The following is a 12,911-nucleotide window of genomic DNA, read 5'->3' on the forward strand; positions in this document are numbered from 1 at the left end:
GGTGAATAAACCATGACATTGAAAGAGTTAGTGGTTGGTTTCGGCACCCAGGTGCGCAGCATTTGGATGATTGGCATGCATGCCTTCGCCAAGCGCGAAACCCAGATGTATCCGGAAGAACCGGTTTACCTGCCGCCGCGCTACCGCGGCCGCATCGTGCTGACGCGCGATCCGGACGGCGAAGAGCGCTGCGTCGCCTGTAACCTGTGTGCGGTGGCCTGCCCGGTCGGCTGTATCTCGCTGCAAAAAGCGGAGCAGAAAGACGGCCGTTGGTATCCGGAGTTCTTCCGCATCAACTTCTCGCGCTGCATTTTCTGTGGCCTGTGCGAAGAGGCTTGCCCGACTACCGCTATCCAGCTGACGCCGGATTTCGAACTGGGTGAGTACAAGCGTCAGGATCTGGTGTACGAAAAAGAAGATCTGTTGATCTCGGGGCCGGGTAAATATCCGGAATATAACTTCTACCGGATGGCCGGTATGGCGATTGACGGCAAAGCCAAAGGCGAAGCCGAAAACGAAGCCAAACCGATCGACGTCAAAGGTCTGTTGCCCTAAGGAGCCAGCAAGCATGGAAATTGCATTTTACCTGGCAGGTTTGATTGCGGTGGCCGCGACGATTCGCGTGATCACCCATACCAACCCTGTGCATGCGCTGCTGTATCTGATCGTCTCGTTATTGGCGATCTCGGCAGTCTTCTTCTCGCTCGGCGCCTACTTTGCCGCCGCGTTGGAAATCATCGTCTATGCGGGCGCCATCATGGTGCTGTTCGTGTTCGTGGTGATGATGCTGAACCTCGGCAACGTGCAGCAGCAAGAGCGCGACTGGATGAAGCCGACGGTGTGGATCGGGCCTGGCCTGCTGTCGCTGGCGCTGCTGGTGGTATTGATCGTCGCGATCCGCAGCGTATCCGACCAGGGTATCAGCGGCGAGATGGTCGACGCGAAGGCGGTGGGCATCAGCCTGTTCGGGCCTTACGTATTGGCGGTTGAGCTGGCTTCAATGCTGCTGTTGGCGGGTCTGGTTGTCGCCTTCCATATCGGCCGCGAGCACAAGCCTGGCGAGGTGCTGAGCAACGCGCCGGCGAGTGGCGAAATGGCGAGAAGAAAATCGGAGGAGCAAGCATGATCCCTCTTCAACACGGCCTGATCCTGGCGGCTATCCTGTTTGTGCTCGGGCTGACCGGGCTGCTGGTGCGCCGCAACCTGCTGTTTATGCTGATCAGCCTGGAAGTGATGATCAACGCTGCGGCGTTGGCGTTTATCGTGGCGGGAAGCTACTGGGGCCAGGCGGACGGGCAGGTGATGTACATCCTGGCGATCAGCCTGGCGGCAGCCGAGGCCAGTATCGGCCTGGCGCTGCTACTGCAGCTCTACCGTCGTCGTCATACCCTGAATATTGATACTGTCAGTGAGATGCGCGGATGAACCTATTATATTTAACAATTCTGCTACCGCTGATCGGGTTCCTGCTGTTGGCATTTTCCCGCGGTCGTTGGTCTGAGAACACGGCGGCCACCGTCGGCGTGGGCTCTATCGGCCTGGCTGCGCTGGTCACGGTGTATGTGGCGATGGATTTCTTCGCCCAGAAAGCCGCCGGCGTGCAGCTGTTCGAGCAAAGCCTGTGGACCTGGATGGCCGTCGGCAACTTCAATATCGGCGTGACCCTGGTGCTGGACGGCCTGTCGCTGACCATGCTGTCGGTGGTCACCGGCGTCGGCTTCTTCATCCACATGTTCGCCTCCTGGTACATGCGCGGTGAAGAGGGCTATTCGCGCTTCTTCGCTTACACCAACCTGTTTATCGCCAGCATGGTGGTCCTGGTGCTGGCGGACAACCTGCTGCTGATGTATCTGGGTTGGGAAGGCGTGGGCCTGTGCAGCTACCTGTTGATCGGCTTCTACTACAAAGATCCGGCCAACGGCGCGGCGGCGATGAAAGCCTTCATCGTGACCCGCGTGGGCGACGTGTTCCTGGCGTTCGCGCTGTTCATCCTCTACAACGAGCTGGGCACGCTGAACATCCGCGAGCTGATGATCCTGGCACCGCAGAAACTGGCGGTGGGCGATACGGCCATCACCTGGGCGACCCTGATGCTGCTGGGCGGCGCGGTCGGTAAATCGGCGCAGTTGCCGTTGCAAACCTGGTTGGCGGACGCGATGGCGGGCCCAACCCCGGTTTCCGCACTGATCCACGCGGCGACCATGGTGACCGCGGGCGTCTATCTGATCGCTCGTACGCACGGCCTGTTCCTGATGGCGCCGGAAGTGCTGCACCTGGTGGGCATCGTCGGTGCGGTCACTCTGCTGCTGGCCGGCTTCGCCGCGTTGGTGCAGACCGACATCAAGCGCGTGCTCGCTTACTCCACCATGAGCCAGATCGGTTACATGTTCCTGGCGCTGGGCGTGCAGGCATGGGACGCGGCGATCTTCCACCTGATGACCCACGCGTTCTTCAAGGCGCTGCTGTTCCTGTCGTCCGGTTCGGTGATCCTGGCTTGCCACCACGAGCAAAACATCTTCAAGATGGGCGGCCTGCGCAAGAGCATCCCGCTGGTGTACGTCTGCTTCCTGGTGGGTGGCGCGGCGCTGTCTGCGTTGCCGCTGGTCACGGCCGGCTTCTTCAGTAAGGACGAGATCCTGGCGGGCGCGATGGCCAACGGCCACATCAACCTGATGGTGGCCGGCCTGGTCGGCGCATTCATGACCTCGCTGTACACCTTCCGTATGATTTTCATCGTGTTCCACGGCGAAGAGAAAATCAAAGCGCATGCCGGTAAAGGCATCACTCACCACCTGCCGCTGCTGGTTCTGCTGGTGCTGTCCACCTTCGTTGGTGCGATGATCGTGCCGCCGTTGCAGGGCGTGCTGCCGGAGACGACCGAGCTGGCGCACGGCAGTGTGCTGACGCTGGAAATCACCTCCGGCGTGGTGGCTATCGTCGGCATTCTGCTGGCGGCCGCGCTGTGGCTGGGCAAACGCAGCCTGGTCAACAGCATCGCCAACAGCGCGCCGGGGCGTTTCTTCTCGACCTGGTGGTTCCATGCCTGGGGCTTCGACTGGCTGTATGACAAAGTGTTCGTCAAGCCGTACCTGGGCATTGCGAAGCTGCTGCAGCGCGATCCGCTGAACTCGCTGATGAACCTGCCGGCCGTCTTCTCCCGCTGGGGGAACCGCGGTCTGACGGTGAGCGAGAATGGTCAGGTGCGTTGGTATATAGCGTCTATGGGTGTGGGTGCAGTGGTCGTATTGGCTCTGTTGATTTTGGTTTAATTGAATAATTTAAACAGACGCATTTTTCGGGCGTAGCGCCGGGCAGGCGCTACGTACAAAGTTTGAAATTATTCGTATAAGGGACACAAAACGCCATGCTATTACCTTGGCTAATTCTTATCCCCTTTATCGGCGGTCTGCTGTGCTGGCAGCTTGAGCGCTTCGGTACTAAGGTGCCGCGCTGGATAGCGCTGATCGCAATGGGGCTGACGTTGGCGCTCTCTCTGCAGCTGTGGCTGCAGGGCGGCTATACCTTGACCACGCCGAAAGGCATTCCGCAGTGGCAGAGCGAATTCCTGCTGCCGTGGATCCCGCGCTTCGGTATCTCCATCCACCTGGCGCTGGACGGCCTGTCGCTGCTGATGGTGGTGTTGACCGGTCTGCTGGGCGTGCTGGCGATCCTCTGTTCCTGGCGTGAAATCCAGAAGTATCAGGGCTTCTTCCACCTCAACCTGCTGTGGATCCTGGGCGGCGTTATCGGCGTGTTCCTCGCCATCGACATGTTCCTGTTCTTCTTCTTCTGGGAAATGATGTTGGTGCCGATGTACTTCCTGATCGCGTTGTGGGGCCACAAGGCGTCGGACGGTAAAACCCGCATCACCGCGGCGACCAAGTTCTTCATCTACACCCAGGCCAGCGGTCTGGTGATGCTGATTGCGATCCTGGGCCTGGTGTTCGTGCACTACAACGCCACCGGCGTGTGGACCTTCGATTACGAAGACCTGCTGCAAACGCCGATGTCCCACAACGTGCAATATCTGTTGATGCTGGGCTTCTTCATCGCCTTCGCGGTGAAAATGCCGGTGGTGCCGCTGCACGGCTGGTTGCCGGACGCGCACAGCCAGGCGCCGACCGCAGGTTCCGTCGACCTGGCGGGCATCTTGCTGAAAACCGCGGCCTACGGCCTGCTGCGTTTCAGCCTGCCGCTGTTCCCTGAGGCTTCGCACGAGTTTGCGCCAATCGCCATGTGGCTGGGCGTGATCGGCATCTTCTACGGCGCCTGGATGGCGTTCGCGCAGACCGACATCAAGCGTCTGATCGCCTACACCTCGGTCTCGCACATGGGCTTCGTGCTGATCGCCATCTACACCGGCAGCCAGTTGGCTTATCAGGGCGCGGTGATCCAGATGATCGCGCACGGCCTGTCCGCCGCCGGTATGTTTATCATCTGCGGCCAGCTGTATGAGCGCCTGCATACCCGCGACATGCGTCAGATGGGCGGCCTGTGGGGGCGTATCAAGTTCATCCCTGCGCTGTCGCTGTTCTTCGCTGTGGCTACGCTGGGGATGCCGGGTACCGGTAACTTCGTCGGCGAATTCATGATTCTGTTCGGCAGCTACCAGGTGGTGCCGGTGATCACCGTGATTTCTACCTTCGGTCTGGTGTTCGCTTCGGTTTACTCGCTGATCATGATGCAGCGCGCTTACTACGGTGCGCCTAAATCCGACCAGCCGCTGCAGGGCATGACCGCGCGCGAACTGTTCATCATTCTGCTGCTGGTGGTGTTGCTGGTTCTGCTGGGGGTTTACCCGCAGCCGATTCTGGATACTTCCAACGCGGCGATGAGCAACGTGCAACACTGGTTTGGTTCGTCAGTTTCAGCAATTTCAACAACAAGGCCGTAATTCGCCATGACAATAACTCCTCAACAACTGATCGCACTGCTGCCGCTGTTGATCGTCGGATTGACGGTGGTGGTTGTGATGCTAGGCATTGCGTGGCGACGCGACCACTTTATCAACGCCACCCTGACCGTGATCGGTCTCAACCTGGCGCTGCTTTCGCTGTACTTTGTCGGCCAGGCAGGCCCAATGGACGTCACCCCGCTGCTGCGGGTTGACGGTTACTCGATGTTCTACACCGGGCTGGTGCTGCTGGCGAGCTTGGCGACCTGCACCTTCGCCTATCCGTGGCTGGTCGGCTATCCGGATAACCGCGAAGAGTTCTACCTGCTGGTGCTGATCGCCGCCATGGGCGGCATCCTGCTGGCGAGCGCCAACCATCTGGCTTCGCTGTTCATCGGTATCGAGCTGATCTCGCTGCCGCTGTTCGGCCTGGTGGGCTACGCCTACCGCCAGAAGCGCCCGCTGGAAGCCGCCATCAAGTACATGCTGCTGTCCGCCGCCGCGTCGTCGTTCCTGCTGTTCGGCATGGCGCTGCTGTATGCCGAATCCGGCGATCTGTCGCTGGCCGGCCTCGGCAAGAGCCTGCAGGAAAACATGATGCACCAACCGCTGATCCTGGCCGGTATGGGCATGATGATCGTCGGTCTGGGCTTCAAGCTGTCGCTGGTGCCGTTCCAACTGTGGACGCCGGACGTGTATCAGGGCGCGCCTGCGCCGGTCTCGACCTTCCTGGCGACCGCCAGCAAGATCGCGATCTTCGCGGTCGTGATGCGTCTGTTCCTGTATGCCCCGGCCGCCGACAACGAAGCGCTGCGCATGGTGCTGTCGATCATCGCGTTCTGCTCCATCTTGTTCGGTAACCTGATGGCCATCAGCCAGACCAACATCAAGCGTCTGCTGGGCTACTCGTCGATCGCTCACCTGGGCTACCTGCTGGTGGCGCTGATTGCGGTGCAAACCCATCAGCTGTCGCTGGAAACCGCCGGCGTTTACCTGGCCGGTTACCTGTTCAGCAGCCTGGGCGCCTTCGGCGTGGTCAGCCTGATGTCCAGCCCGTACCGCGGCCCGGATGCGGATTCGCTGTTCTCTTACCGTGGTCTGTTCTGGCATAAGCCAATCTTGTCCGCGGTGATGACGGTGATGATGCTGTCGCTGGCCGGTATCCCGATGACGCTGGGCTTTATCGGTAAGTTCTTCGTGATCGCGATGGGCGTCAGCGCACACCTGTGGTGGCTGACCGGCGCAGTCGTGGTAGGCAGCGCCATCGGCCTGTACTACTACCTGCGCGTGACCGTCAGCCTGTTCCTCAGCGCGCCGGAATCGCTGCAGCGCGATACCCCGAACAACTGGGCGTTGACCGCCGGTGGCGTCGTGGTGCTGATCTCCGCCGCGCTGGTGCTGCTGCTGGGCGTCTATCCGCAGCCGCTGATTTCGCTGGTGCAGATGGCGCAGCCGACGTTCTGATAACCCTTCAAACGATAAAAAGGTCGCTTCGGCGGCCTTTTTTTATGGGGAAACGGCACTCAGCCGTAATGGGCGCTAAACGAGGTTTCCAGCGCCTGCACTACCGCGCGCACGCGGGCGGCGCGTTGCAAATCGGGATGCAACACCAGCCAGATATCCACCCAGTCTTTGTTCTCCGGCAACAGGCGCACCAGCTCCGGATCTTTGTCCGCCAAAAACGCGGAGAGCAGGCCGATGCCCAGCCCGCTGCGGGTGGCGGAACGCAGCAGTAGCTGCGAATTGCATTGCAGCACCACGTTGGGCTCGTGCAGGGCCTCGCCGCAGAAATTGTTCCAGTGGCGCGGCACCAGATCGCGCGGGAACATCAGCAGATCGTGGCCGCGCAGCTGCTCGCCCCTGAGCGGCATGCCGCGCCGTGCCAGATAGTGTGGGCTGGCGTACAGACCCATTTCGATGGTGGCTAAGCGTTTGATGATCAGCTCATCGTCATCGGGGCGGGCGCCACGGATCGCCAGATCCGCGCCGTGGTAAGAAATATCGGCGATGTTGACCGCCGTCAACAGCGTGACGGTGATGGCGGGGTAGCGTTCCCGCAGATCTTGCAGCGCCGGCATCACGAAGGCTTCGGCCAGGGTATCGGTGGTGGCGATGCGCACGTTGCCACACAGGCTTTCGTCACCGCTGGCGGCTTTGCGGTTGATCGCCTGCACCGCATTTTCCATCTTCATCACGTCCGCCAGCATTTGCTCCCCCAGCGGGCTGAGGGCGAAGGATTTCGGCGTGCGGATAAACAGCTTGGAGCCGAGCGCATCCTCGAAAGCGGACAGCCGTCGACCGACGGTCGCCTGATCGACATGCAGCTGGCTGGCGGCTTTGCGTAGCGTGCCGCAGCGCGCGACGGCCAAAAAGAAGCGCGCGTCGTCCCAATTTATCATGCCATTTCCTCTCTGCAGATTTGTCGGCGCGGTAGGAAACAGGCCGGGCCGGACGAATGATAACGGTTTCTATCATAAAGTGTTGTTCCGCCCGGGGGGAGAGAAAGACGGCTAGCGGCCTGCACATCGGCGGTTATTTCTCCGGTGATGCAAGAATGCATCAGGGTGATTCATTCTTGACGATACTTCGCCCGTCGCCGTAACGCTATGATAAGCGCCGTTCCCGGCCCGCCGGGTGAGAAAGATGTCGATGGCAGGCCGCCGTCTGCCGACTTTGGGAGTTGAAACATGTCAGAAAATACCGCCAGCCAGATCGCGGCGCCGCAAAATGCTCAGGCGTCGCGCAGGACCATTTTATTGTTCCTGGCGCTGGCTTTGATGTCGGCATTGCTGAACAGCAGTGCGCCGACGCCGCTTTATCCGCTGTATCAGCAGCAGTTTGCGCTGAGTTCCGTCAGCCTGACCGTCGTTTACGGTGCCTACGCCGCCGGCGTACTGATCTCTTTGTTCGGCGTCGGCAATCTGGCCGGCAAAGTGAAGGATTTACGCAGCGTGATCGTGCCGGCATTGCTGGTGGTGTTGAGCGGTGCGCTGCTGTTTGCGCTGGCGGATACCTTTGTCATGATGCTCATGGCGCGACTGCTGGCCGGGGTGGGCACCGGGGCATTGACCGGGGCGGCAAACATCGCCCTGGTGCGTTTTGGGCCACAGGACGGCGGTAAAAACGCCGCGCTGATCGCCACGTTGTCCTTTACCACAGGGTTGGCGCTGGGCCCGATCTTCAGCGGCATCGCTTTGCAGACCGGTTTTCATCCCACGATGCTGCCGTTCATTTTCATCATGATCATTGCCGCCGTGGCGGCGTTGGGCGTGATGTTCTCGTGGCCGCGTGGCGTGGTTACGGCACCGACCCGCGCTGCGCCGACGGCGACAGAAAAAAGCACGCTGCTCGATGGCCTGCGTATCACCGGCGGTAAATTCTTTGTCTGTGCCGGGGCGCTGTTTATCTGTTGGGCTCTGGCCGCCAGCATTTTGGCTATTGGCCCCAGCGTGGCGGAAACGCTGTTAGGCATGCACCAGCGGGGCGTCTTTGGCTATGCGATTGCGGTGTATCTGTTGATCGCCGGTATTAGCCAGATCCTGAGCCGCCGCCTTAACGCCCGTCATTCGCTGTTGTTCGGTTGCCTGGCGCAGGTGCTGGCGGCGGTGGTATTCGCTGCGGCGATCCAATGGCATTCACTGTGGCTGGCGGCTGCGGGCCTGGTGGTGGCCGGCTATGCTTACGGCGCCATTTTCGTCGGCAGCGCGACCCTGGTAAACCTGATTTCGCCGCCGGCCAGCCATGCGCGTTTGCTTTCACTGTTTTACGTTATCGCTTATATCGCCAACTGGGTGCCGATCTTGCTGGGGATCGTGGTCGACCGTGTCGATCTGCAGCAGGCAACCCATCTGCTGTTCCTGAGCAGCACCACGGTATGCCTGTTGTTGGCATGGATGACGGTACGTGTAGGGTTCCCACGTTAATAATTTTGTGATTTAAGTCTCTTTTATTTAATTAATCATTCTTTAATTGCATTTATATTGTGATTTTAATCACATGAAATGACCGGCTTTCGGGTAAACTGCGCGCTTTCTTTTTGTCGCGGGTCACTTTATGAACGTTCTTTTCGCCATTGCCGTTACTACCGGGATCCTCTCCGGCGTTTGGGGCTGGGTTGCCGTCAGCCTGGGGCTGATCGGTTGGGCCGGTTTTCTCGGCTGCACGGCGTATTTCGCCTGCCCGCAGGGCGGGCTGAAAGGGCTGTTGATCGGCGCGTTGACCTGCTGCAGCGGCGTCTTCTGGGCAATGGCGATCATCCACGGCAGCGAACTGGCGCCGCAGTGGGAGCTACTGGGGTATCTGCTGACCGGCGTCGTTGCGTTCCTGATGTGCATTCAGGCCAAACAGCAGTGGCTGGGGTTTGTGCCCGGCACCTTTATCGGCGCCTGTGCGACCTTCGCCGGCGGCGGAGATTGGCCGCTGGTGACGCTTTCTCTGCTGGTGGGCTTGCTGTTTGGCTATGCGATGAAAAACAGCGGTCTGTGGTGGGCGGCGCGCAGCGAAAAAGCCCGTGCCGCACAGCCGGTCAGCCCGAATGCCGGCTCAAACGGTGCCGCCGAGTGAGAGGCGGTAGTGCAGATCGTGGCGCTCGGCGCAGGGTTCGCCCGCGATCCGCAGCAGCAGCATTTCAGCGGCGGTTTTCCCCATGTCAAAGCGCGGCGTGATCACGCTGGCGATGCCCGGCGTGGTCGCCTGGCCAATATCCAGGCCGTGAAAACCCGATAGCGCAATCTCCTGCGGCACGCGCACGCCGAGACGCAGGCAGGCCTGCAACACGCCCACCGCCAGATCGTCGTTGGTGCACAGGATACCGTCCAACTGCGGGTAGCGTTCGCGCGCCATCGCCAGCATGTCGGCGCCGATCGAAACCGAAGAGACCCGATGCGGCGTGATCTGGCGCGGTGTTTGCCCCTGAGCCGCCATGGCGCGGCAGTACCCCCGATAGCGTTTATTGTCGCGGGCGTCCGACATGGCGCCAAAGTAAACGATATGCCGTTTGCCGCTGGCGAGCAGCGCTTCGGTCATGTCATACCCCGCCTGTTCATTATCAAACCCCACCGCAATCCGCCCCGGCGGCGCGTCGAGATCCATCACCTGCGCGAGGGGGATTTTGGCGGCGCCGAGGTAGGTCTCTGCGCGCAAGGTATGCGCAGAGTCGGTGAGGATCAGCCCGGCGATCGGGTAGCTCAACAGCTGTGCGATCTGCTCTTCTTCCCGCTGCGGGCTGTAATCGTAGTTCACCACCAGCGTTTGGTAACCCCGCGCTTGGGTAACGGATTCGATGCCGGCCAGCAGATCGGCGAAGATCTGGTTGTTGAAGGAGGGGATCAGCACGCCGATGCGCGGTTTTCTGCCGGCCTGTGCGGCATCGGCATCTGTGACGTTCAGCTCCCGCATGACCTGCGCAATGCGTTCGGCGGTGTCGGCCGCCACTTTTTCCGGCGTGCGCAGGAAGCGGCTGACGGTCATTTTGGTCACGCCGGCCAATTGTGCGATGTCCTGTAGCGTAACGCGAGGGTGTTTCATTCGGTGGCCTTCACGGGCGGCGCGGCAAGGGTGGATAGCGGTATGTTAACAAATCGATTTGGCGATAACAATGAATGCGCTCCTATTGAAAATAGCTATTTTTCAATTGGATAACTGCTTTTTGCCCGCTTGCTGCCTGCGTGAGATCACGTTAAGGGTAACAGGGTTTCGTAACATGATTTTCAGTGATTCCCATCACGTTTTTACCGGTAACAATCGGCTGAGATAGAGGCCTGTCCGATTGGAGGCCTGATGGCCGGGAATCACCATGAACAACCTGTTTTCACTGGATAACAAAATTGTCTTGATCACCGGCGCCTCGCGCGGCATCGGTTTTCTGCTGGCGCGCGGCCTGGCGCAGCAAGGCGCGCATATTCTGGTCAACGCCACCACCGACGAACATGCCCGACACGCCGCCGATCGCCTGCGCGAAGAGGGCTTGCGCGCCGATGCGGCGGCGTTCGACGTCACCGATTCCCAGGCGGTGCATGCCGCCATCGATCGTATCGAAGCGGATATTGGCGCGATAGACGTCTTGATCAACAACGCCGGCATCCAGCGCCGCCACCCGTTCACCGAGTTTCCGGAGCAAGACTGGGACGACATCATCGCCGTCAACCAGAAGGCGGTTTTCATCGTGTCGCAAACCGTGGCGCGTTATATGGTGCCGCGCCGGCGCGGCAAGATAGTCAACATCGGCTCGATGCAAAGCGAGCTGGGGCGGGACACCATCACCCCTTATGCGGCCTCCAAGGGCGCGGTGAAAATGCTGACGCGCGGCATGTGCGTGGAGCTGGCGCGCTACAACATTCAGGTCAACGGCATCGCCCCCGGTTACTTCAAAACCGAGATGACGCAGGCGCTGGCCGACGATCCGGCCTTCACCGCCTGGCTGACCCAACGCACGCCCGCCGCACGCTGGGGCGATCCGCAGGAGTTGATCGGCGCGGCGGTGTTCCTGGCCGCCGACGCCTCCGCCTTCGTCAACGGGCAACTGCTGTTTGTCGATGGCGGCATGTCGGCGGCGGTGTAACCTTTTTTCGTGGAGTGTTGAGATGAAAATTCAAACCCAGTCCTGCGTGGTCAATGGCAAACGCGACGTGGCGGTGATTGCGCAAGAAGTGGATTACCGGGGGCAGGGAACGCTGGTGAAAATCAGCCGCGGCGGCATCTGCGGCTCGGATCTGCATTACTTTCAGGAAGGCAGGGTCGGCAATTTTCAGGTGCGCCAGCCGATGGTGCTGGGCCATGAGGTGATCGGCGAGGTGGTCGCCAGCGATTCGCCGCAGCTGCCGGTCGGGCAGAAGGTGGCGCTCAATCCCAGCAAACCCTGTGGGCAGTGCAAATACTGTCTGGCGCAGCAAAGCAATCAATGCGTCGAGATGCGCTTTTTCGGTAGCGCGATGTATTTTCCGCACGTCGACGGGGCCTTTACCCAATACAAAGTGGTGGATAGCGCGCAGTGCATTCCTTACGGCGCCGATCGCGACGACAGGGTGATGGTGTTCGCTGAACCGCTGGCGGTGGCGATCCACGCGGCGAAGCAGCCCGGCGACGTGACGGGGAAAAAGATCTTCGTGTCCGGCGTCGGCCCGATCGGCTGCCTGCTGGTGGCGGCGCTGAAAGCGCTGGGCGCCGCCGAAATTGTCTGTGCCGATCTCAGCCCGCGCTGCCTGGCGATCGCCAGGCAAATGGGGGCCGATCGGTGCCTGCATGCCGCGGACGACGATGTTAGCGGTTATCAGCAGGACAAAGGATATTTCGACGTCGCCTTCGAAGTGGCGGGGCATCCGCAGTCGCTGCAGCGCTGCCTGGAGATCACCCGCGCCAAAGGCACCGTGGTGCAGGTGGGCATGGGCGCCAGCTTCCCCGATTTTCCGCTGATGTTGTTGATCGCCAAGGAGTTGAACCTGCTCGGATCCTTCCGCTTCGTGGCGGAGTTTGCGCTGGCGGTGGCGTGGCTGGCCGACGACGTGGTCGATCCGCTGCCGTTGCTGTCGGCGGAGTTCGCCAGCGGGCAGCTGGCGCAGGCGCTGGAGTTTGCCGGCGATAAGCGCCAGGCCGCCAAGGTGCAATTGGTGTTTTAGGGTAAAAGTCCGATGGCCGCAGGCGGCGATCCTTGTCTATAGTGTAGGAACGCTTAATTTTTCAACCACGGAGATCTCACTATGGCAAGACATACGGATGCTGAGCAAACTACGCTGGATGACGATCTGAGAATGCTGACCGAGACGCTGGAAGAAGTGCTGCAATATACCGGCGATCGCGCGGATCAGGCCTACATCGACATCAAGTCGCACGCCGAGCAGGCGCTGAGTGAGGTTAAGGCGCGCTGGGCGAACACCGGCGAATCCTACTATGCGCGCGCCAAAGAAGCGGTGCACCGCACCGACGACTACGTGCGGGATAAACCCTGGCACAGCGTAGGCATCGGCGCCACCGTCGGGCTGGTGCTGGGGCTGCTGCTGGCCAGAAAATAACGACGTCGGGC

The 12,911-nt window shown here is 60.6% G+C and carries 13 protein-coding genes; 11 read left to right on the forward strand and 2 right to left on the reverse strand.

Annotation, left to right across the window (positions count from 1 at the left end):
- The first annotated feature begins 12 nt into the window (after positions 1–12).
- From nuoI to nuoN, 6 genes are all read left to right on the forward strand, one after another.
- A complete protein-coding gene (gene nuoI, locus REA38_RS01565) occupies positions 13–555 on the forward strand; it encodes an NADH-quinone oxidoreductase subunit NuoI (RefSeq protein ID WP_025160170.1) in 543 nt (180 codons plus the stop codon).
- Positions 556–568: 13 nt separating this feature from the next.
- Positions 569–1,126: an NADH-quinone oxidoreductase subunit J gene (nuoJ, locus tag REA38_RS01570; protein WP_019453717.1), complete on the forward strand. Its 558-nt coding sequence runs from the start codon at positions 569–571 to the stop codon at positions 1,124–1,126.
- On the forward strand, positions 1,123–1,425 hold the full coding sequence (gene nuoK, locus REA38_RS01575) for an NADH-quinone oxidoreductase subunit NuoK (RefSeq protein WP_004936014.1): 303 nt from the start codon (positions 1,123–1,125) through the stop codon (positions 1,423–1,425). The genes nuoJ and nuoK overlap by 4 nt, the downstream gene beginning before the upstream one ends.
- On the forward strand, positions 1,422–3,269 hold the full coding sequence (gene nuoL, locus REA38_RS01580; RefSeq protein WP_015378577.1) for an NADH-quinone oxidoreductase subunit L: 1,848 nt from the start codon (positions 1,422–1,424) through the stop codon (positions 3,267–3,269). The genes nuoK and nuoL overlap by 4 nt, the downstream gene beginning before the upstream one ends.
- A gap of 95 nt (positions 3,270–3,364) precedes the next feature.
- Positions 3,365–4,894 (forward strand): NADH-quinone oxidoreductase subunit M, encoded by a 1,530-nt coding sequence (nuoM, locus tag REA38_RS01585; RefSeq protein WP_033648043.1) that lies wholly within the window; start codon positions 3,365–3,367, stop codon positions 4,892–4,894.
- A 6-nt stretch (positions 4,895–4,900) separates the two neighbouring features.
- A complete protein-coding gene (nuoN, locus tag REA38_RS01590) occupies positions 4,901–6,358 on the forward strand; it encodes an NADH-quinone oxidoreductase subunit NuoN (protein WP_033635324.1) in 1,458 nt (485 codons plus the stop codon).
- Between the two features lie 59 nt (positions 6,359–6,417).
- On the opposite strand, the gene REA38_RS01595 is transcribed toward nuoN, so the two are convergent.
- On the reverse strand, positions 6,418–7,293 hold the full coding sequence (locus REA38_RS01595) for a LysR family transcriptional regulator (protein ID WP_033653764.1): 876 nt from the start codon (positions 7,291–7,293) through the stop codon (positions 6,418–6,420).
- 288 nt (positions 7,294–7,581) lie between these two features.
- On the opposite strand from REA38_RS01595, the gene REA38_RS01600 reads away from it, so the two are divergent.
- Entirely contained in the window at positions 7,582–8,817 is a 1,236-nt protein-coding gene (locus REA38_RS01600) for an MFS transporter (protein ID WP_041036053.1), read from the forward strand.
- Positions 8,818–8,947: 130 nt separating this feature from the next.
- The gene (locus REA38_RS01605) at positions 8,948–9,457 is read left to right on the forward strand and encodes a DUF1097 domain-containing protein (RefSeq protein ID WP_033648040.1); all 510 of its coding nucleotides are present in this window, start codon (positions 8,948–8,950) and stop codon (positions 9,455–9,457) included.
- Here the strand turns inward: REA38_RS01605 and REA38_RS01610 are convergent.
- Positions 9,437–10,420, reverse strand: a complete 984-nt coding sequence (locus REA38_RS01610) for a LacI family DNA-binding transcriptional regulator (protein ID WP_060452520.1) — start codon at positions 10,418–10,420, stop codon at positions 9,437–9,439. The two genes, REA38_RS01605 and REA38_RS01610, sit on opposite strands and share 21 nt — an antisense overlap.
- Positions 10,421–10,688: 268 nt before the next feature.
- On the opposite strand from REA38_RS01610, the gene idnO reads away from it, so the two are divergent.
- The 3 genes from idnO to elaB all read left to right on the forward strand — a co-directional run bounded on the left by idnO (position 10,689) and on the right by elaB (position 12,900).
- Positions 10,689–11,453 (forward strand): gluconate 5-dehydrogenase, encoded by a 765-nt coding sequence (gene idnO / locus REA38_RS01615; RefSeq protein ID WP_033648038.1) that lies wholly within the window; start codon positions 10,689–10,691, stop codon positions 11,451–11,453.
- A 22-nt stretch (positions 11,454–11,475) separates the two neighbouring features.
- Positions 11,476–12,507 (forward strand): L-idonate 5-dehydrogenase, encoded by a 1,032-nt coding sequence (gene idnD / locus REA38_RS01620; RefSeq protein ID WP_033653769.1) that lies wholly within the window; start codon positions 11,476–11,478, stop codon positions 12,505–12,507.
- Between the two features lie 81 nt (positions 12,508–12,588).
- Entirely contained in the window at positions 12,589–12,900 is a 312-nt protein-coding gene (gene elaB / locus REA38_RS01625; RefSeq protein ID WP_025303653.1) for a stress response protein ElaB, read from the forward strand.
- The last annotated feature ends 11 nt before the right edge of the window (positions 12,901–12,911 follow it).

The sequence above is a fragment of the Serratia sp. MF1(2023) genome (assembly GCF_030954545.1).
Taxonomy (GTDB): Bacteria; Pseudomonadota; Gammaproteobacteria; order Enterobacterales; family Enterobacteriaceae; genus Serratia; species Serratia sarumanii.